General features: G+C 61.3%; 17 protein-coding genes and 1 pseudogene. 11 read left to right on the forward strand and 7 right to left on the reverse strand.

Translation table 11 applies throughout. The features are described 5' to 3' along the window. The first annotated feature begins 24 nt into the window (after window positions 1–24). The gene (locus AC0V2S_RS02725; protein ID WP_475508399.1) at window positions 25–1,356 is read left to right on the forward strand and encodes a DEAD/DEAH box helicase; all 1,332 of its coding nucleotides are present in this window, start codon (window positions 25–27) and stop codon (window positions 1,354–1,356) included. Between the two features lie 129 nt (window positions 1,357–1,485). Here the strand turns inward: AC0V2S_RS02725 and AC0V2S_RS02730 are convergent, their stop codons facing one another. Together AC0V2S_RS02730 and AC0V2S_RS02735 are read right to left on the reverse strand one after the other, a co-directional pair. Continuing rightward, a complete protein-coding gene (locus AC0V2S_RS02730) occupies window positions 1,486–1,920 on the reverse strand; it encodes a PAS domain-containing protein (RefSeq protein WP_475508400.1) in 435 nt (144 codons plus the stop codon). An 11-nt stretch (window positions 1,921–1,931) separates the two neighbouring features. After that, on the reverse strand, window positions 1,932–2,930 hold the full coding sequence (locus AC0V2S_RS02735) for a response regulator (protein ID WP_475508401.1): 999 nt from the start codon (window positions 2,928–2,930) through the stop codon (window positions 1,932–1,934). A gap of 286 nt (window positions 2,931–3,216) precedes the next feature. On the opposite strand from AC0V2S_RS02735, the gene AC0V2S_RS02740 reads away from it, so the two are divergent. The 6 genes and pseudogenes from AC0V2S_RS02740 (at window position 3,217) to AC0V2S_RS02765 (ending at window position 9,935) form a co-directional block, all read left to right on the forward strand. Beyond that, the gene (locus AC0V2S_RS02740) at window positions 3,217–4,038 is read left to right on the forward strand and encodes a helix-turn-helix transcriptional regulator (protein WP_475508402.1); all 822 of its coding nucleotides are present in this window, start codon (window positions 3,217–3,219) and stop codon (window positions 4,036–4,038) included. 193 nt (window positions 4,039–4,231) lie between these two features. Next, entirely contained in the window at window positions 4,232–5,350 is a 1,119-nt protein-coding gene (locus AC0V2S_RS02745) for an ABC transporter ATP-binding protein (protein WP_475508403.1), read from the forward strand. 63 nt (window positions 5,351–5,413) lie between these two features. Further along, a complete protein-coding gene (locus tag AC0V2S_RS02750; RefSeq protein ID WP_475508404.1) occupies window positions 5,414–6,556 on the forward strand; it encodes an ABC transporter substrate-binding protein in 1,143 nt (380 codons plus the stop codon). A 148-nt stretch (window positions 6,557–6,704) separates the two neighbouring features. Continuing rightward, window positions 6,705–7,613 (forward strand): ABC transporter permease, encoded by a 909-nt coding sequence (locus tag AC0V2S_RS02755; RefSeq protein ID WP_475508405.1) that lies wholly within the window; start codon window positions 6,705–6,707, stop codon window positions 7,611–7,613. Between the two features lie 16 nt (window positions 7,614–7,629). Further along, window positions 7,630–8,436, forward strand: coding sequence for an ABC transporter permease (locus AC0V2S_RS02760; protein WP_475508692.1), 807 nt, complete (start codon window positions 7,630–7,632; stop codon window positions 8,434–8,436). A 25-nt stretch (window positions 8,437–8,461) separates the two neighbouring features. Further along, window positions 8,462–9,935, forward strand: a pseudogene (locus tag AC0V2S_RS02765) (aldehyde dehydrogenase family protein). A gap of 85 nt (window positions 9,936–10,020) precedes the next feature. On the opposite strand, the gene AC0V2S_RS02770 reads toward AC0V2S_RS02765, so the two are convergent. Continuing rightward, window positions 10,021–10,620, reverse strand: a complete 600-nt coding sequence (locus AC0V2S_RS02770) for a GNAT family N-acetyltransferase (protein WP_475508406.1) — start codon at window positions 10,618–10,620, stop codon at window positions 10,021–10,023. Window positions 10,621–10,685: 65 nt separating this feature from the next. Next, window positions 10,686–11,918: a TIGR03862 family flavoprotein gene (locus AC0V2S_RS02775; protein WP_475508407.1), complete on the reverse strand. Its 1,233-nt coding sequence runs from the start codon at window positions 11,916–11,918 to the stop codon at window positions 10,686–10,688. 97 nt (window positions 11,919–12,015) lie between these two features. Here AC0V2S_RS02775 and AC0V2S_RS02780 point away from each other — a divergent pair, with 97 nt between their 5' ends. After that, window positions 12,016–13,452, forward strand: a complete 1,437-nt coding sequence (locus tag AC0V2S_RS02780) for a basic amino acid/polyamine antiporter (RefSeq protein ID WP_475508408.1) — start codon at window positions 12,016–12,018, stop codon at window positions 13,450–13,452. Window positions 13,453–13,916: 464 nt separating this feature from the next. On the opposite strand, the gene AC0V2S_RS02785 is transcribed toward AC0V2S_RS02780, so the two are convergent. From AC0V2S_RS02785 to AC0V2S_RS02795, 3 genes are read right to left on the reverse strand one after another with little or no spacing between them, the layout of a single operon-like run. Continuing rightward, the gene (locus AC0V2S_RS02785) at window positions 13,917–14,618 is read right to left on the reverse strand and encodes a CTP synthase C-terminal region-related (seleno)protein (protein ID WP_475508409.1); all 702 of its coding nucleotides are present in this window, start codon (window positions 14,616–14,618) and stop codon (window positions 13,917–13,919) included. A 21-nt stretch (window positions 14,619–14,639) separates the two neighbouring features. Then, window positions 14,640–15,269 (reverse strand): PAQR family membrane homeostasis protein TrhA, encoded by a 630-nt coding sequence (gene trhA / locus AC0V2S_RS02790; RefSeq protein WP_475508410.1) that lies wholly within the window; start codon window positions 15,267–15,269, stop codon window positions 14,640–14,642. Between the two features lie 27 nt (window positions 15,270–15,296). Next, window positions 15,297–16,211: a histone deacetylase family protein gene (locus AC0V2S_RS02795; protein ID WP_475508411.1), complete on the reverse strand. Its 915-nt coding sequence runs from the start codon at window positions 16,209–16,211 to the stop codon at window positions 15,297–15,299. Window positions 16,212–16,292: 81 nt separating this feature from the next. On the opposite strand from AC0V2S_RS02795, the gene AC0V2S_RS02800 reads away from it, so the two are divergent. The 3 genes from AC0V2S_RS02800 (at window position 16,293) to AC0V2S_RS02810 (ending at window position 19,003) form a co-directional block, all read left to right on the forward strand. Next, window positions 16,293–16,883, forward strand: coding sequence for a GNAT family N-acetyltransferase (locus AC0V2S_RS02800; protein ID WP_475508412.1), 591 nt, complete (start codon window positions 16,293–16,295; stop codon window positions 16,881–16,883). Between the two features lie 95 nt (window positions 16,884–16,978). Continuing rightward, window positions 16,979–17,848, forward strand: a complete 870-nt coding sequence (gene tesB, locus AC0V2S_RS02805) for an acyl-CoA thioesterase II (protein ID WP_475508413.1) — start codon at window positions 16,979–16,981, stop codon at window positions 17,846–17,848. A 618-nt stretch (window positions 17,849–18,466) separates the two neighbouring features. Beyond that, a complete protein-coding gene (locus AC0V2S_RS02810; RefSeq protein WP_475508414.1) occupies window positions 18,467–19,003 on the forward strand; it encodes a Csu type fimbrial protein in 537 nt (178 codons plus the stop codon). The last annotated feature ends 7 nt before the right edge of the window (window positions 19,004–19,010 follow it).

Below are 19,010 nucleotides of genomic sequence, written 5' to 3' on the forward strand. Positions count from 1 at the left end.
TGAAATACCCCCCGAGCACCCGCTATGACCTTTGCCACCCTTGGCCTGATTGAACCCTTGTTGCGCGCTCTGCAAGAGCTCGATTACAAAACCCCGTCGCCGATTCAGGCCCAGGCCATTCCCGCCGTGCTGGCCGGCCGCGACCTGATGGCCGCTGCGCAAACCGGCACCGGCAAAACCGCTGGCTTCGCCCTGCCGCTGCTGCAGCGCCTGACCCTCGAAGGCCCTACGGTTGCCAGCAACTCGGTGCGTGCGCTGGTGCTGTGCCCCACCCGAGAGTTGGCCGAGCAAGTGCACGAAAGCATCCGCGTGTATGGCCAGCATCTGCCGCTGACCACCTACGCGGTATACGGCGGCGTCAGCATCAACCCGCAGATGATGAAACTGCGCAAAGGCGTCGACATTCTGGTGGCCACCCCTGGGCGCCTGCTCGACCTGTTTCGCCAGAACGCGGTGAAGTTCAACCAGCTGCAAACCCTGATTCTCGATGAAGCCGACCGCATGCTCGACCTGGGCTTCTCCGAAGAGCTGCGCGACATCTACGCTGCGCTGCCGAAAAAGCGCCAGACGCTGCTGTTCTCCGCGACCTTCTCCGAAGCCATCCGCACTCTGGCCGGCAACACCCTGAACGACCCGCTGAGCATTGAAGTCAGCCCGCGCAATGTGGCGGCCAGCAGCGTCAAACAATGGATTATTCCGGTCGATAAAAAGCGCAAGTCCGAGCTATTTATTCACCTGCTGAAAAAACAGCGCTGGGGCCAGGTGCTGGTGTTTGCCAAGACCCGTAACGGCGTCGATGAACTGTGCGAGAAGCTGCAAGCCCTGGGCATCAACGCCGACGGCATTCACGGCGACAAACCGCAGGCCACCCGCCAGCGCGCGCTGGACCGTTTCAAAACCCGCGAAATTCAGATTCTGGTGGCCACCGATGTGGCCGCCCGTGGTCTGGATATCGACGACCTGCCGCTGGTGGTCAACTTCGACCTGCCGATCGTGGCCGAAGACTACGTACACCGCATCGGCCGCACCGGCCGTGCCGGCAATAGCGGCCAGGCGATTTCGCTGGTGTGCGCGGATGAAGTGCAGCTGTTGTCCGCCATTGAAGTGCTCACCCGTCAGACCCTGCAACGCAGCGAAGAGCAAGACTTCGAACCCGAGCACCGGGTGCCAGTGACCGACCCGAGCGGGCAGGTGCTGAAAAAACCGAAGAAGCCGAAAAAACCGAAAACCAGTGGTGGGGGCGGCAAGAGCAAAACCTTGGGTAAGTGGACTGAAAGCGCTGAGCCGTTGGATGCTCCGGTGAAGGCGATTCGCAAGGTGCCGAGTTTTAATACCGGGCCGCGGAAGAAAAAGTAACGTCGTTACGGGGGGCTTCGCTCGGCGGGATATTCTGGATTCCTGCCTGCGCAGGAATGACGGAGTACTTCCAACCACCTCCGTCATTCCTGCGCAGGCAGGAATCCAGAGTCGTGCAGGTCTACTCGGTCACGACGCGTTCTTATGCACCGCTGCCTCGGTCGCGTCGTAAATCACCACGCAAATATGCTCAACCTGCCCGCTGCTGGTCGCCAGCGGCAGCAGGGTGACGTTCTGGTACATAAAGTCGGCGCGGCCAGTGATGGGCTGGTAGTTCTTGAAATGCATCAGGTAAGGCCGTTGCTCCCACAGGCTGAACGCCCGGGTGCCGAGGGTGACCACGGTGTCGACCTTGCGCCGAAACCAAGCCTCGTCAATCTCTTTGAACAGCGCGAACAGCGACTTGCCGTGCACCTCATCCGGGCCCAGACCCGAGTGGTTTTCCATAAAGCTGTTGAACACTTCCACGCGGTACTCGCGGTCGAGCACGATCACGCCCACATCGATGCATTGCACGATATCCAGCAGCCAGTGAACCTCTTTGATGTCGATCTGCGCGGGCATAGGGCTGGGTCTCAGTTCATCAGGTAATTGATTTTGTAAGTCAGGCGCTGAATCGAGTCTTCGGTGAACAGCAGCAACAAATCAAAATGCACATCGTGGCCTTCCAGGCTGTAGCTGATCTCCACGGCCAGGGTTTTGCGCCAGCGTTGTTTGTTCACCGTTATCAGGCTTTCAATCGAACTGTGCAGGCCCAGCAGCTGCGGGTGGCCCTGGGAAAACCGCACATCAATCTGCTCGGAAATACCGCTCAAACACGCGCCGATCAGAATGCTCGCCAGGTCCAGGAGCATCTCCGACACATCGCGCTCGTCCTTGGGCTGCCACTTGAACAGGCGGCCGATATCGGCAATTTCCGAGTCGTGAAATAGCAGCAACGCCTCGCCGGCAATGCCGTCGCCAATAAACCCCTGGCACAAAGCGCTGTAGCGCTCGCCGCGCTGGGCATCGGCCAGCGTCATATGCAGCTCGCTGACCTCGAAGATATTCACGCTCGGCACCGGCAACTCGACAAACACCCCGAGCACCTTGGCCAGCAGGGCGGCGGCACGCCCCATGGCCACGTTGGTGATCTCGCGCAGCGCATCGCGGAAATTCACCTTCAGCTCGAACTCCGGGCGCAGCGGCACATCGGCCGGTGCCGCCGGCTTACCCAACAGGTTCAGGCGCTCGAGGGTCTGGCGCAGAATTTCCGGCTCGGCCGGTTTCTTGATAAAGGCCAGGGCGCCGAGCTCCAGCACCCGGCGCATCGCTTCTTCCTGCACGTCGCCAGACACCACCACCACCTTGGCGGCCAGGCCCTCGGCACGCAGGGCGGCGAGCACTTCGTAGCCGTCCATTACCGGCATGGTCAGGTCGAGCAACACCACCTGGCCAAGGCCCTGGCGGATCGCCTGCATGGCTTCCTGGCCATGGGTCGCCTGGGTGATGGAAACCGGCCAATCCGCCGGCAAGGAACGGATCAACTGCTTGCGCGCCATCATGGAGTCGTCGCAGACCAACAGAGGAATCACTATCGCGTTACCACCGTGACCAGAAAATTGAGCGCCCGGAAAACCGGCCGAATGTGGGAAAGCATAGTCGTCAGGTCTGGTTGACGCTCACGGCCTGCCAGACGTTACTGCCAGTGACGTTTACTGGTGCCAGGCGAGCCAGGCTGGTGCAGTGTCGGGGGCGGGAAAAGCGCGCAGGGCGCCAGGCTGGGGGTTTCAGGATAATGGCGCAAAACCTGCATTCTCGTTCGCTATTCTGAACATCTATAGTCTGGATACCCCCACCTTTGCCCCAAAGACGCCCGCCATGCGCCACAAGGACCTGAAACACTGGACCGCCGGTTTCGCCCATTTGCTCAGTCTGCCGAACGGCCGTCCGCGGCTGCAGGGGTTGAGTCAGTGGCTGAAACAGATCTGCCCGGTCGACCATTTCGTGCTCTTTGTCTACGAAGGCAACCACCGCCCACTGGCGTTGTTTGACACCTTTGCGGCCGACAAACGCAAAATCTACGTCGATGACTATCAGGTGGGGCCGTACCTGCTCGACCCCTTTTACCTCGCCTGCACCCGCAACCAGCCGCCCGGTTTATGGCGCTTGCGCCAGTTCGCGCCGGACCACTTTTACCTGGGCGAGTACTACCTCAACTACTACCAGCTCACCGGCTTGGCGGAGGAGGTGGCGTTCTTCGTCGACCTGGCCGACGGCGCCAAAGCCGTGCTGTCCCTGATGCGCAGCACCACCAGCCCAGCCTTTAGCCGCGACGAACTGCAGATGCTCGAATGCGCCGAAGCGGTGGTGGTAGAGGTGGTGCGCGAGGCGTGGCAAGAATGCCGGGTGCAACGCCCGGCGCAGGACCTGGACCATAAAATTCGCGCCGCCTTCGACGGCTTCGGCGCCCATAGCCTGACGCCGCGGGAGCAGGAGATTGTGCAGTTGTTACTGCGCGGGCACTCGAGTGCGTCGGTGGCAGAGCAACTGGAAATCAGCCCCGGCACCGTGAAAATCCACCGTAAAAATATCTACGCCAAACTCGGCATAGGCAGCCAGGCGGAGTTGCTAGGTTTATTTATTCGCGAGCTGGCCGGCTCCGAAAACGTCGATGAGTTTGCCTTGCGAGACGCCTCGTAAATTTGTAGGAGCCAGCTTGCTGGCGAACCCTGCAAACGAAGGTCGCGAATACCTTTTCCAGGGTTCGCGACCAAGGTCGCTCCTACAAACACATAAACCGACCTCTATCCCTCAAGGGATATATACGCCCCCAAACCCCATTGCTAGTTTCCCCTCACACGCACAAGAACCAGAACCAGAACAAGGGCGAGCGGTGAGCGATTCCAGCCAAGCAGTCGATATCGAATTCCGTCAGGTGGTTAAGCGCTACGGCGCAACGCCTGCGGTCAACGGTGTGAGCTTTCAGGTGCGCCGCGGCGCCTTCCATTCGTTTCTCGGCAGCTCAGGCTGCGGCAAAACCACCACCCTGCGGATGATCGCCGGCTTCGAGCAACCCTGCGAAGGCGAGGTGTTGCTGGCCGGCCGTTCGGTGGCCGGCGTACCCGCCTTTCAACGCCCCGTGAACATGGTGTTCCAAAGCTACGCGCTGTTCCCGCACCTGAGCGTGGCCGACAACATTGCCTACGGCCTGCGCTACCAAACCCCGCGCCCGGACAAAAAAGAACAACGCCGCCTGGCCGACGAAGCCCTGGAAATGGTGCGCCTGAGCGGCTACGGCCAACGCAAACCCAGCGAGCTTTCCGGTGGCCAGCAACAGCGTGTAGCCCTGGCCCGCGCACTGGTGAACAAACCCACCGTGCTGCTGCTCGACGAACCCCTGGCCGCCCTGGACCGCAAGCTGCGCAAGGAAATGCAGTCGGAACTGCTGCGCCTGCAACGTGAAGTCGGCATCACCTTTGTGCTGGTTACCCACGACCAGGAAGAAGCGCTGTCCATGAGCGACAGCATCAGCGTGATGCAGGACGGCCTCATTGTGCAGACCGCCACCCCCGAACAACTCTACGAAACCCCGGCCAGCCGCTACGTGGCCGACTTTATCGGCGAGTCCAACCTGTTCAACGGCACCGTGCGCCGCATCGAGGGCAACAGCGTGGTGCTGGAAACCCCGCAAGGCCTGCAACTGAGCAGCCCGCGCAGCCCCAGCGGCGTGGCGCTGAGCCCGCAGGTGCAAGGCTGCATCGCGGTGCGTCCGGAGCTGATCAGCATCGGCGCCGCCAACACGCCGCTTGGCCGCGAGGTGACCCTCGCAGGCCAGGTGGAAGACCGCATTTACCTCGGCAACCTCACCGAGTACCGCGTTCGTACCGAACCCTTCGGCATCGTGTGTGTACGCGTGCCACGGGTGCGGGAACACAACCAGACGAGCTTCGAACACGGCGCCGCCGTGCAGATCGGCTGGGACCAGGCCAATGGTCTGGCGATGGGACTTTGATAGGCAGCGCAGTTCGGCAAGTACACCAATAACTAACCGACACGTTTAAGGGGATCACGCGAAATGGACAAAAAAGATTTCATCAAGACCATGCGTAGCTGGCAGAACGGTTCCATCACCCGTCGCGACTTTCTCGGTCGCACGGGGCTTGGCGTAGCCGCCGCCGTCGTCGCCACCAATATGCCCGGCATCCTGACCAACAGCGCCTTCGCCGCCGAAAAAGGCTCGATCGGCGACCGCGTTGCCATTGCCACCTGGCCCAATTACCACAACCCCGCCAACCTCGAAGCCTTCGCCAGCCAGACCGGCGCGAAGGTGCAGATGAGCGTGTTCGGCTCCAACGAAGAAATGCTCGCCAAGCTGCAGGCCGGTGGCAGCGGCTGGGATGTGTTCGTGCCCACCAACTACACCATCAGCACCTATGTGGAGCTGGGCCTGATCGAGCCGCTGGACCTGACGCGCCTGTCCAACTTCGACCCCAAGGCTTACGAAAAGCGCTTTATGGAACAAGGCATCGTCAACGGCAAGGTATACGCCGTGCCGAAAAACTGGGGCACCACCGGCTTTGTGTACGACAGCAAGAAAATCGCCGGCAAACCGGCCAGCTGGAAAGAGTTCTGGGACCTGGCCAAAGGCCCGGCGACCGGCCGCGTAATGGTGCACGACTACCAACTGACCGCCATCGGCAATGCGCTGAAATCCTTCGGCTACAGCTTCAACTCGCTGGATGAAAAAGAGCTGGCCGATGCCGAAAAACTGCTGATTGAAGTGAAGCCACACCTGTTCGCCATCAACTCCGACTACCAGCCGAGCATGCGCAGCGGCGATGCCTGGATGTCGATGTGCTGGACCGGCGACGGCTCGCAACTGCACCGCGATTTGCCCAACCTGCAATTCACCCTGGGCAAGGAAGGCGGCGAATTGTGGAGCGACTTCTTCGCCATTCCCAAAGACGCCGAACACCGCGACGCGGCCTATGCGTTTATCAACTTCCTGCTCAACCCGCAGGTGAACAAGCTGGAAGTGGAAGCCCACGGCTACCCGAGCGGCGACAAACGCGTGGACGCGCTGCTGCCCAAGGAAATGCTCAACGACCCGATCATGTACCCGGCGGCGGAGTTGCTCAGCACCCTGGAGTTCGGTGCAGCAGCAACGCTTACCAGCCCGGTGCGGGCGGAGTTGATGGCGCGGTTTAAAGCCGCATAAGCCACCACGGTCCGTCCCCTCTGCCCGCTAGCGGGAGAGGGTTAGGGAGAGGGTTTTGCTGTCACAAGCACCCTCACCCCAACCCTCTCCCAGAGGGAGAGGGGGCCGGTCGGTGTGAGATTTGAAAACAATGCCCAAGGATTCCCCCATGAACATAGCCGTTAGCGCACCGCTGCCTGCGGTGGCTACTGCCGCGCCTGCGCAGGCACCCAGCCTCGGTCGGCGTATCACCTGGCTGCTGCTGTTGCCTTCAACCCTGTGGTTTGTGCTGCTGCTGTTGATGCCGCTGGTGGTGATTCTGCTGTTCAGCCTGGGTGAGCGCAGCGCCGTGGGTGGTTATACCCCGGCCTTCACCTTCGCCAATTACCTCAACCTGGCCTCCCGCGCCGCGGCGTTCAGCAACACGCTGGTGCTGGCGCCGTTGGGCACGCTGGTGTGTTTGCTGGCGGCTTACCCGCTGGCCTATTTCCTCGCGGTCAAAGTGCAGCGCAATCGCTCGTTGCTGCTGACCCTGGTGATCGTGCCGTTCTGGACCAGCTTTCTGATCCGCACCTACGCCTGGATTTTTATCCTCAGCGGCAAAGGTATTCCGGCGCTGCTGGCCAGCCTTGGCCTGGACGATGTGCGCCTGATCAACACCCCCACGGCGGTGCTGATCGGCATCGTTTACGGCTACCTGCCGCTGATGGTGTTCCCCATTTTCGTCAGCCTGGAGAAGCTCGATAAACGCTTGCTGGAGGCATCGCACGACCTGGGCGCCGGCGCCTTCGAAACCTTCCGCCGGGTAACCCTGCCGCTGTCGGCGCCGGGAGTAATTACCGGGGTGATGCTGGTGTTTATTTTGCTGATGGGCGAGTTCCTGATTCCGGCGATTCTCGGCGGCGGCAAGGTGTTCTTTGTCGGTAACGCGCTGGTCGATCTCTTTCTGCAATCGCGCAACTGGCCGTTCGGCAGCGCAGTGGCCATGACCCTGGTGGCGATGATGCTGGCGATCATCGCGCTGTATCTGAAACTGGTGGCGCGCTACGGCGGCCGCCAGCAAGACGGGATGCTCTGAGATGAACGACAAAGCCCTGTGGCTGCGTGGCTACTCCACGTCGGTGTACCTGTTTTTGTATGCGCCCATTGCGCTGATCATGCTGTTCAGCTTCAACGCCGGGCGCAGCGGACTGTCGTTCGAATGCTGCTCCACGCAGTGGTTCGGCCGCGCCTTCGACAACCCCTTCATCATGGAAGCGCTGGGCCATAGCGCGTTAATTGCGCTGTGCTCGGCGCTGCTGGCAACCCTGTTCGGCACCTTGGCGGTGTTCGGGTTGCAGCGGGTTAGCGGGCGGGTGCGGATGGTCTTCGATGCCCTGACGTATTGCGCAATCATCGTGCCGGGGATTGTCATCGGCATCGCCACGCTGATTGCCTTTATCACCTTGTTCGACCTGTTCAACCCATTGCTGGCGGCGTTGGACATGGGCATTCCGAAACTGCGCATGGGCTTTTTTACGGTTATCGCCGCGCACTCGCTGTTCACCATGGCGCTGGTGATGGTGATTGTCCGCACCCGCGTGGACGCGCTGGACAAGGCGCTGCTGGAAGCTTCCGCCGACTTGTATGCACCGCCGCTGGAGACCTTCTGGCGGGTGATTCTGCCGCAGATTGCGCCAGCGATTCTGGCCGGGTTTCTGCTGGCGTTCACCTTCAGCTTTGACGACTTCATCATCGCGTTTTTTGTCGCAGGCTCGGAAACCACCTTGCCGATCTACATCTTTTCCTCGATCCGCCGCGGCATCACGCCGGAGATCAACGCCATATCCACCGTGATCATCCTCGCCTCGCTGGCGTTGCTGTTCACGTCCCGTTATCTGCAGGGCCGTCGGGCCGCGTAAGGCCGAGCTGGCAAGGAGAAAAGCGATGCGCGATCAGCTGTATATCAACGGGCAATGGGTAAAACCCGGACCTGGGCGGGTATTCGAAACCCTGGACCCCGCCACCGAAGACGTGATTCAGCGCGTGCCGGCCGGCACCGAAGAAGATATCGACCACGCCGTGCGCGCGGCACGGCGGGCCTTCGACAATGGCTGGGGACAAACCAGCGGGGCCGAACGCGCCGACTGGCTGGAGGCGTTGGCCACTGAACTGGAAGGCCGCCAGGACGCCCTCGCGTTGCTGGAAGTACGCGACAACGGCAAGCCGCTGCCCGAGGCGCAATGGGACATTGGCGATGCCATCGGCTGTTTCCGTTACTACGCCGAATTGGCCCGTGAACTCGACCAGCAACAGAACGAGCCGCTGGCGCTGCCGGACGAGCGTTTTCGCTGCCATATCCGCCGCGAGCCGATTGGCGTGGCGGGGCAGATTATTCCGTGGAATTACCCGCTGCTGATGGCCTCGTGGAAGGTCGCTCCGGCCCTGGCGGCTGGCGCGACGGTGGTATTGAAACCATCCGAACTCACGCCGCTTACTGCGCTGGAACTGGCCGCTGCTGCTGACAAGATCGGTCTGCCAGCGGGCGTGTTGAACATCGTCACCGGCCTGGGTGCGGACGCCGGCAGCCCGCTCAGCCAGCACCCGCAGGTGGACAAACTGGCCTTTACCGGAAGCGTGCCGACCGGGGCGAAAATCATGTCCGCGGCCGCCGCCGATATCAAAAACATCAGCCTGGAACTGGGCGGCAAGTCGGCGTTTTATCGTGTTCGACGATGCCGATATCGACGCCGCCGTGGAATGGATTCTGTTCGGTATCTTCTGGAACCAGGGCCAGGTGTGCAGCGCCACGTCGCGCCTGCTGGTGCAGCAGGGCATTGCCAGCAAACTGCTGGAACGGTTGGTGGAAGCGACGCGCGCCATCACCATCGGCAGCGGCCTGGAACAGGGCGTGTTGCTCGGGCCATTGGTGAGCAAAGGGCAACTGGACAAGGTGATCGGCTTTGTCGAGCAGGCCACCCGCAGCGGCGCCAAATTGCTTACCGGCGGCCGGCGCCCGGCGCACCTGGAACGCGGTTACTTTATCGAACCGGCGATCTTCGACGAGCCGGCCGAAAACAGCATTATCTGGCGCGAAGAAGTGTTCGGGCCGCTCTTGTGCGTCAAGCGCTTCAACACCGAGGAAGACGCCATTCGCATGGCCAACGCCAGCCGCTTCGGCTTGGCCGGCGCGGTGATGAGCGCCGACCCGCAGCGCGCCACGCGGGTGGCCAATGGGCTGCGCGCGGGGATCGTGTGGGTGAACTGCTCGCAGCCGACCTTCAACCAGGCGCCGTGGGGCGGCATGAAGCAGAGCGGCATTGGCCGCGAGCTGGGGCGTTGGGGATTGGATAATTACCTGGAAGTGAAACAGGTGACGGAGTACATCGGGACGGAGCCGTGGGGGTGGTACCTGAAGTGATTGTTCTGAAAGCATCGAGGCTGAAGCCTCTCCTACAAGGCCACACGGGACCCTGTGGGAGAGGCTTCAGCCTCGAGCTTTTGATCTACAAACGCCGCTCCATATAAATATGATCCGGCACCCCCTGCAATGTAGAAACCCGCTGCACCACCACTTCAAACCCCAGCCGCTCATACAACGCCTGCGCCAACGGATTCTCCGCCGACACATCCAGCGCCGCCTTGGGTAGCCCACGGGCACTGCCCAGTTTCAGAAAGTAGTCGATCAACTGGCTGCCAATCCCCTGGCCGGTCAGCCCGGTCTGCACACCCAGGTGCGCGAGGTAGTTGAAGCCCTTTTTCGGCGGCTTGATCAGGTGCTCCATCTGCAAGCCCCTGTAGATAACTCCCGCCGAATTCCATAGGCCGTAGAACCGCAAAATCTGCCAGGTGGCGGCGAGCATATTACGCAGGTTGGCCTCGGCGCTGATCACGGTGCCCGCCACCACCACCTGACCGTCGAGCTCGCCGACCCAATGCTGGCGATGGCTGAATTGCCCGTGTTTACCGACGAACACCTGACGCAGAAAATCCTGCACCCGATCGGCACCGAATACGTAATTGAAGGCGCGAGGGCCGGAGCTGTAAATCAGCGGGAGGGCGGCGTCGACATCGTCGGGGCGGGCAGGGCGAAAGTTCAGGGACATGGCGGCCTCGTGCGGGCGGAGAGATGGGCGAATCTAGCACGATAGTGCCAGCTTTTGGCAGGGGCTTATTTCAGCCAGTCGAGCACACCCAGACCCGCTGCCCGGCCACTGGCAAAACACGCCGTCAGCAGATAACCGCCGGTGGGTGCTTCCCAGTCGAGCATTTCGCCGGCGCAGAACACGCCGGGTACTTGGCTGAGCATCAGGTGCTGGTCCATCGCCTCGAACGGCACGCCGCCGGCGCTGCTGATGGCTTCGTCCAGCGGGCGAGTGCGCACCACACTAAGCGGCAGGGCTTTGATGGCTTTGGCCAGCAAGGCGGTGTCGGCGAACGTGGCCGCGTCGGTCAGTTCGCGCAGCAGGCCAGCGCGCACGCCGTCCAGGCCGAGGGCGCTGCGCAGGTGGTTGCTGATGGATTTACTGCCACGGGGTTTATTCAGCAGCGCCAGCACCTGCTCGGGGCTTTTGTGTGGCAGCAAATCGAGGTGCACGGTGGCGCTGCCGTGCTGGCTGATGGTGTCGCGGATCGGTGCCGACAACGCGTATACCAGGCTGCCTTCCACGCCTTGTGCGGTTATCACAAATTCGCCCAGGCGTGGCGCCTGATCGGGCAAAGCGATGGCGCAGGACTTCACCGGTGCGCCGGCAAATTTGTCGGCAAATACCGCGGTCCAACCCGCCACTTCAAACCCGCAATTGCTCGGTTGCAGAGGCTTCAACTTCACGCCACGTTCAGCCAGCAACGGCTGCCAGGCACCGTCGGAACCCAGCCGCGCCCAACTTCCGCCACCCAGGGCAAGCACCACGGCACGGGCTTCGATGGCCTGTTCGCCGTCGCTGCCGGCAATCCGCAGATGGCCATCGGCATTCCAGCCCAGCCAGCGCTGGCGGGTGTGAATAAGTACACCGTGCTCACGCAGGCGTTTGAGCCAGGCGCGCAGCAGCGGCGCGGCTTTCATATCGGTGGGGAACACGCGGCCCGAGGTGCCGACAAAGGTGTCGATGCCCAGGCCGTGAATCCACGCGCGCAACTGCTCGGCATCAAAGTCCTCCAGCAGCTTGGCAATCTCGCCGGCGCGCGGGCCATAGCGCCCGATAAACGCCGGCTTGGCTTCGCTGTGGGTGATGTTCATGCCGCCGACCCCGGCCAGCAAAAACTTGCGCCCCACCGAGGGCATCGCATCGAACAGCTCGACCTTCACCCCGGCCAGGGCCAGCACTTCAGCGGCCATCAGGCCGGCTGGGCCGCCGCCGATAATTACGACGGGCAGGGAGGGAGAGGGGCTGGCTACGGGCATGGTGGCGGGCTGCGGCTAGGGAAGGCGGCATTCTAACCGAGCTCGGCGAAAACGACCGCTACACTGACTGCGGAACCAGCCAACCAGGGAGCGATTGATGGCGAACGAAGCAAGTAGTGCAGCACCGGCCAAACTTGGGCTGTTTCTGCTCAGTGGCGTGGTGATCGGCTCCATGATCGGCGGCGGCGGGTTCAACCTGCCGCAAAACATGTCGGCCCACGCCAGCCTGGGCGCCATTGCCATCGCCTGGGTGCTGACCCTGGTGGGCATGTTCTTTCTGGCTAACTGCTTTCGCCTGCTCTCCACTCAACGTCCGGACCTCACCGCCGGCGTATACGCCTATGCCCGCGAAGGCTTTGGCGACCTCGCCGGTTTTCAGGTGGCCTGGGGTTATTGGCTAAGCGCCGCGTTTGGCAACGTGGCGTTTGCGGTGCTGATCATGAAGTCGCTGGGTTACCTGTTTCCGGTGTTCGGCGACGGCAAGAACTGGTTGTCCATCGGCGGCGCTTCGCTGCTTATCTGGATCATGCATTTCACGGTGCTGTTCGGCGTGCGCCGGGCGGCGGTGTTGGGTTCGATTGCCAGCGTGCTGAATGTCAGCAGTCTTTTGGTGACCATCGCGATCATGGCGCTGATGGTCAAAGCCGATATGTTTCGCCTCGACCTGTGGGGCGAGGGCCAGCAACTGGGCAGCGTGATGACCCAGGTGGAAAGCACCATGCTGGTGACGCTCTGGGTGTTTATCGGCATCGAGGGCGCGGTGGTGATGTCGGCCCGCGCCCGCAAACCGCAGCAGGTGGGGCAGGCCACCTATATCGGGTTGGTGGTGTGCACGCTGCTGTATTTTCTGCTGTCGGCTCTGCCATTTGGTTTTATGACGCAGCCGGAACTGGCCGGGCTGGATGAGCCGGCGGCGGCCTATATTCTCGAGCGCCTGGTGGGTCGTTGGGGCGCGGTGTTTGTGATTTGTTCCTTGCTGATATCGCTGCTCAGCTGCTGGTTGGCCTGGACCATTCTGGTGGCTGAGCTGCCGTTTGCTGGCGCAAAGGACGGGGTGTTTCCGCGCATTCTCGGCCGCGAAAACCGCTTTGGTTCGCCGGCGCCGTCGTTGTGGTTATCCAGTGCGGTGATGCAGGTCATTGTGTTCGTGGTGCTGTTTGCGGAGAACGCCTGGATCTGGCTGATCAGTGTGACGGGGGTGATGATTTTGCCGGCGTACCTGGCGAGCACGGCGTATCTGTGGCGGTATGCGATGCAGCATCGGCATATGGATGAGTGGGGGCGGGCGCTGCGCAGTGGGGTGTTGGGGTGTATTTATGCGGTGTGGTTGTTGTATGCGGCGGGGCCGCAGTATTTGTTGATGTCGAGTTTGTTGTTTATGGCGGGGTTGCCGGTGTTTTATTACGCGCACAGGGAGAATTGGCCGCATGCGCCGATGTTTACGCGCGCTGAAAGCGTGGCGGCGGGGGCGTTGGTGCTGGTGGCGGGGTTGGCGTTGTGGGCGTTTTGGACGGGGTTGGTGGAGTTGGGGTAGCGTTTTTCTTCATCATTACCGCGTGGGCTGGACGTTTTGTTTCGCGCCTTACGCGCGAGTCACTTTTGTCATTGCGACAAAAGTAACCAAAAACGCTAGCCCCCACCTTGGGTCTGCGCTTCGCTCCGACTCCCCTCGCTCCGTCGCCGCTCCAGGGGCCGGCGAGAAGGGCCATCCATGGCCCTCACGCCTTTCGCGGCTCCCGGCCGCTCAACCCCTTACGCGTCGACTCCACTCGGCCTGCGCTCAAGGGGCGGGTAGATCACAAGCCAGATCAAAAGCAGATCAAAAGCAGATCAAAAGCAGATCAAAAGCAGATCAAAAGCAGATCAAAAGCAGATCAAAAGCAGATCAAAAGCAGATCAAAAGCAGATCAAAAACTTGAGGCTGAAGCCTCTCTTACAGACGATCGAGGTGGTGTGGGAGAGGCTTTAGCCTCGATTCCTGCGCACGTCCTTTTCGAGTCATAACGGCTGTTGCGCCACCGCCTCGATAAACGCCTTGATGATCGGCGGCACTCGGCCTTCCAGCCCCGCCCGCTCCGGCTGAAACAGCGTGCCGACGAAGAACGGATGTCCTTCCAGTTCAATCCCCCGCGCATCGCCTTCGTCGTCCCAGGCGGTGATCCGCAGCGGGCCATCGGCAAGCGCTTTGGCGAATTCGGGGTTCAGGCCGTAACGGCAGTGGTAGCCCTCGGTAATCCGTAGTTCGCCGTAGGCGTTGGCTAGCTGCGAGTCGGGTGCCAGTTGAATATCGCCGCTCACTTCCACTAATCCGCAGCTCAACGGGGAGATCACCAGGCGTTTGCCGTCGGGGTGGGTTTCGGCGTGTTCGGCGTCGGCCCAGCCGAGCACGGAGCGGGCGTATTCGAGCAAGGCGTGTTGAAAGCCGCCGCAGCTGCCGAAGAAGGGCACCTGTTTTTCCCGGGCGTAGCGGATGGCGAACAAGGCGCCGTCCATGTCGCGGTAGGGCGTGGCGGGCACTGCCCACAGGCCGTGGTATTCGGCCAGGTGTTTGTGCCCGTTCAGGCTTTCGGTGGCCAGCCACTGCGGTTCCACGTGCACGCCAACCGCGGCCCCGGCGAGTGCCAGGGCTTTGGGGATGGCTTGGTGGGCGATGACGTCGGCGTTGTAGTCGCCGATCAGGCCGATATGCAGAGTGGTCATGGGCAGGCTCCTGTCAGTGGGTTACGGCAAGTCAGGTAAAACGTAGAACACAATGGCCACAAAGTGCAGCAAACTGCCGGCCATCACGAACAGATGCCAGATGCCGTGCCAGTGCCGAAAGCGGCTGTCGTTGGCGAAAAAGATAATGCCTACGGTGTACAACACGCCCCCGCCGGCCAGCCATTTGAAGCCGGTCATGCCCAGCGCCGCGATCAGCGGTTTGACGGCAATCAGCACGATCCAGCCCATCACCGCATAGATGATCAAGGAGAGCACCCGCGCTTCCGAGCGCGGTTTGATTTCCTGCAGCATGCCGATCACGGCCAGACCCCAGACAATCCCGAACAGCGTCCAGCCCCACGGGCCGCGCAAGGTGATCAGGCAGAACGGCGTGTAGCTGCCGGCAATCAGCAGGTAGATGGACAGGTGATCGAGCTTTTGCAGCAGGCGTTTCGAGGGGCCGCTCACGCTGTGGTAAACGGTGGAGATGCTGTACAGCAACACCAGCGTTACGCCATACACGGCCACGCTGACGATCTTCCAGGCATCGCCGGTAAAGCTGGCGAGCACCAGCAACCACACCGCGCCGATGGCGGCTAATACGGCGCCGACGAGGTGCGTCCAGGCGTTGAATTTTTCTCCGTGGTACATGGTTTCGCTGTGCCTTGAAAAGCGCGCTCAGTGCTGGCTTTGCCAGACGCGCTGAGCGCTGTGGTGAAGTATCCCGTGGCGCCTTGCCAGCGCCGCGCGGTCTTTGTCGTAGCCGCCGCCAATCACGCCCATCACTGGAATATCACGGCCCAGGCAATGGCGAATAACGCGCTCGTCGCGCTCGGCCAAACCCTGGTCGGTGAGGTTGAGATAGCCGAGGGCATCGTCCTTGTGCACATCCACCCCGGCGTCATACAGCACGAGGTCTGGTTGATACAGCGGCAATAAATAATTGAGGGTGTCGTCGACCACCTTCAAGTACTCGGCATCGCCCATGCCCATGGGCAACGGGATATCCCAGTCGCTTTCGGCCTTGCGCGCGGGAAAGTTTTTTTCGCAGTGCAGCGAAACGGTGATGGCCTCGGGTGTGTCGGCCAGCAACCGCGCTGTGCCATCGCCTTGGTGCACGTCGCAGTCGAAGATCAGCACCCGTTGCACCTTGCCTGCGGCCAGCAGATAGCGGCTGATAATCGCCAGGTCGTTGAAGATGCAGAAGCCGGCGGCGTGGTCGTAGTGGGCATGATGAGTGCCACCCGCCAGGTGACAGGCCAGGCCGTGTTGCAGCGCCAGTTCGGCGGTGAGCAGCGAGCCACCGACCGCGCGCACGGTTCGTTGCGCCAGGGCTTCGCTCCAGGGCAAACCGAGGCGGCGTTGTTCGTCGCGGCTTAGCTGGCCGCTGAGAAAGCGTTCGATATAGCCAGGCTCATGGGCCAGGGCGAGAATCTCGGCCGAGCAGATTTCCGGGCGAATTAACTGAGCATCGGTGGTCAGGCCGCTGTCCACCAGGTGGTCGCGCAGCAGGCGAAATTTTTCCATCGGAAAACGATGGTCGGCCGGGAACGGCGGGCTGTAGTCGTCGTGATAGACCAGGGGCAGACGCATACACTCAACCAGGTAAAAGAGGCCGCCAGTATCCTCGCCGAGACTGGCTAGCTCAAGCCAAGCGCCAGACAGGACGTTGCCATGCACACACCCATAGAATTACAGACCGACCGCCTACTGCTGCGTGCCTGGCGGCCGGAAGATTTGGTGCCCTTTGCCGAGATGGTCGCCGACCCCGAGGTGATGCGCTTTTTCCCGGCCACCCAAAGCACCGCCGAAGCGGCTGCCTTGATGGGTCGCGTGCATGCCCATATCGCCGAGCATGGCTTTGGCCTGTGGGCGCTGGAGCGTAAAGACAGCGGTGCCTTTATCGGCTTTACGGGCCTGGGCGTGGTGGGTTTCGAGGCGCCGTTCTGCAAGCCTGACGGCCCGACCATCGAGATCGGCTGGCGCCTGGCCCGTCATGCGTGGGGGCAGGGGTTTGCCAGCGAGGCCGCCCGTGCCTCGCTCGAATGCGCTTTCGAGCAACTGCAGTTGCCGGAGGTGGTGGCTTTTACCGTACCGGCCAATCTGCCGTCGCGCGCGGTGATGGAACGTATCGGCATGCAGCGTGACCCAGCAGATGATTTTCAGCACCCCAACCTGCCGGTCGACCACCCGCTGCGCGCCCATGTGCTGTACCGCATCAGCCGCGCGCAGTGGTTGGCGCAAAAGCCGTCTAGGTTGGACTGATGGGCACCGGGCTTTTTCACCGCGAAGGCCGACAGCGGCGGGTAAAGCCTTTACCATTTCCCCAGCCTGAATTAATGCGTGATGAGGAATAACCGATGAGCCAATTACTCGATGATCTGGTGGCGTTGTTAAGCCTGGAACAGATCGAGGAAAACATGTTCCGTGGCGTGAGCCAGGACCTTGGTTTTCGCCAGCTCTACGGTGGCCAGGTACTGGGCCAATGCGTGTCGGCGGCCAGCCAGACGGTGGAGGCCGAGCGCCATGTGCATTCCTTGCACGGTTACTTTCTGCGCCCCGGCGATGCGACTTTGCCGGTGGTTTACCTGGTGGACCGCGTGCGTGATGGCGGCAGCTTCAGCACCCGGCGGGTAACGGCCATTCAGAAAGGTGCGCCCATCTTCACTTGCAGCGCCTCGTTCCAGGCCGATGAAGAAGGCTTTCACCATCAGCTGGAAATGCCCGACGTGCCCGGCCCGGAAAACTTCCGTTCGGAAACCGAGTTGGCCGTCGAAGCCGCCGAGTTTCTGCCCGAGCGTATGCGCGAGCGGGTGGCCAGTGCCAAGCCGATCGAGATTCGCCCCGTCACCACCGGCAACCCCTATCAGCCCACGGTGAGCGAGCCGGTGAAGTACGTGTGGTTCCGCGCCGACGGCAATCTGCCCGATGAGCGCCAGCTGCACCGTTACCTGTTGAGCTACGCCTCGGACTTCAACCTGCTCACCACCTCCATGCAGCCGCACGGCGTGTCGGTGTTCCAGAAGTTTATGCAGGTGGCCAGCCTCGACCACTCGCTGTGGTTCCACGCGGACCTGCGCATGGATGACTGGTTGCTCTACGCCATGGACAGCCCGTGGTCGGGCAATGGTCGCGGGTTTGCCCGTGGCAGCATTTTCAATCGTGCCGGCCAGTTGGTGGCTTCGGTGGCGCAGGAAGGGTTGACCCGCGTTCGCGAGGACTGGAGGTAAACGGGGACCGGGTGGAACGCGAGCGCCGTGATGTTCAATAACTGAGCCGGGCGCAACATTCTGGGTCCCAGCCTGCGCTGGGACGACGGTGGTGGTGTGAAAAACTCCGTCATCCCAGCGCAGGCTGGGATTCAGAGTCTGAAGTCCGTTGCTTACCCCAAAACAACTTATTTCCTAACAACTACACCCACACCAACTTGCTCGTTTAAAAACGGATTTGAAATTGAAGTTAGTGCGATTGGCTATAAGTGAGTGAACTGTCCTCAATGGATAGTTCGATGGGCGAATGACTAAAAAGTCCGCTAACACAGTTGTTTATCTGGCATGGCATTTTGCCGTTAGTCGGGTTCCAAACCCGCGATTTCCGCCGCTTCGCTTGTTTTTCAGGGCGCCTTTACGGCGGAATGTTTTGTAGGATATCGGCTACACCCACTCACTACTATTTCCTACAAAACTAACCGCTCGGTACATAGAACAACCACTTACGTGAAGTTTGAATTGGCGCACAAACTTCGCGCGGGTTAGTTGACGCCATAAAGTTGTTTTAACTGCGGCCGAATTTCTACTAACTTCCAATCAAGCGTGAATACGCGACTTTTTCCGTAGGAGTTTTTAGATATGAAACGCCGCTTTCTGCTGATCCCTGCCGTACTGCTTGCCCCGATAGCCTTGAACGTAGAAGCGGCGGGAACCGTGCAGGGCCAACTGGGCATTCAAATAATCATTGGCGCTGGTTGCACCGTAAACAACGGCACCAGCAACGCCACCACCAACAACTTCGGCAGCATCACCTTCGGTTCGTACCCAAGCTTGGCCAACAACATCGACGCTCAGTCGGTGGGTGCCAGTGCCGGTAGCTCCTTCGGTATCGAATGCGCCAACGCCACCAACTACAGCGTGGCGCTGAACTCCGGCGCGAACAGCACCGGTACTCAGCGACGCATGGCCAGCGGCGGTAATTACGTGCTCTACAACCTGTATCAGGATGCGGCGCGCTCCACCCCGTGGGGCAACGGCACCAATGGCGGCACGGCGCTGGCCGGTGTCGGCAACGGCGCCAACCAGGACATGGTCGTATACGGCCGTGTGCCCAACCAGACCACACCCGCCACCGGTACCTACACCGACACGGTACAAGTCACCATCACCTGGTAACGCGGGG

Source organism: Pseudomonas sp. CC11G (assembly GCF_056174845.1).

Coding starts and splice junctions, on each gene's coding strand:
- AC0V2S_RS02725 (WP_475508399.1), top strand. CDS start 25: ATGACCTTTGCCACCCTTGGCCTGATTGAACCCTTGTTGCGCGCTCTG.
- AC0V2S_RS02730 (WP_475508400.1), bottom strand. CDS start 1,920: ATGCCCGCGCAGATCGACATCAAAGAGGTTCACTGGCTGCTGGATATC.
- AC0V2S_RS02740 (WP_475508402.1), top strand. CDS start 3,217: ATGCGCCACAAGGACCTGAAACACTGGACCGCCGGTTTCGCCCATTTG.
- AC0V2S_RS02750 (WP_475508404.1), top strand. CDS start 5,414: ATGGACAAAAAAGATTTCATCAAGACCATGCGTAGCTGGCAGAACGGT.
- AC0V2S_RS02755 (WP_475508405.1), top strand. CDS start 6,705: ATGAACATAGCCGTTAGCGCACCGCTGCCTGCGGTGGCTACTGCCGCG.
- AC0V2S_RS02770 (WP_475508406.1), bottom strand. CDS start 10,620: ATGTCCCTGAACTTTCGCCCTGCCCGCCCCGACGATGTCGACGCCGCC.
- AC0V2S_RS02775 (WP_475508407.1), bottom strand. CDS start 11,918: ATGCCCGTAGCCAGCCCCTCTCCCTCCCTGCCCGTCGTAATTATCGGC.
- AC0V2S_RS02780 (WP_475508408.1), top strand. CDS start 12,016: ATGGCGAACGAAGCAAGTAGTGCAGCACCGGCCAAACTTGGGCTGTTT.
- AC0V2S_RS02785 (WP_475508409.1), bottom strand. CDS start 14,618: ATGACCACTCTGCATATCGGCCTGATCGGCGACTACAACGCCGACGTC.
- trhA (WP_475508410.1), bottom strand. CDS start 15,269: ATGTACCACGGAGAAAAATTCAACGCCTGGACGCACCTCGTCGGCGCC.
- AC0V2S_RS02795 (WP_475508411.1), bottom strand. CDS start 16,211: ATGCGTCTGCCCCTGGTCTATCACGACGACTACAGCCCGCCGTTCCCG.
- AC0V2S_RS02800 (WP_475508412.1), top strand. CDS start 16,293: ATGCACACACCCATAGAATTACAGACCGACCGCCTACTGCTGCGTGCC.
- tesB (WP_475508413.1), top strand. CDS start 16,979: ATGAGCCAATTACTCGATGATCTGGTGGCGTTGTTAAGCCTGGAACAG.
- AC0V2S_RS02810 (WP_475508414.1), top strand. CDS start 18,467: ATGAAACGCCGCTTTCTGCTGATCCCTGCCGTACTGCTTGCCCCGATA.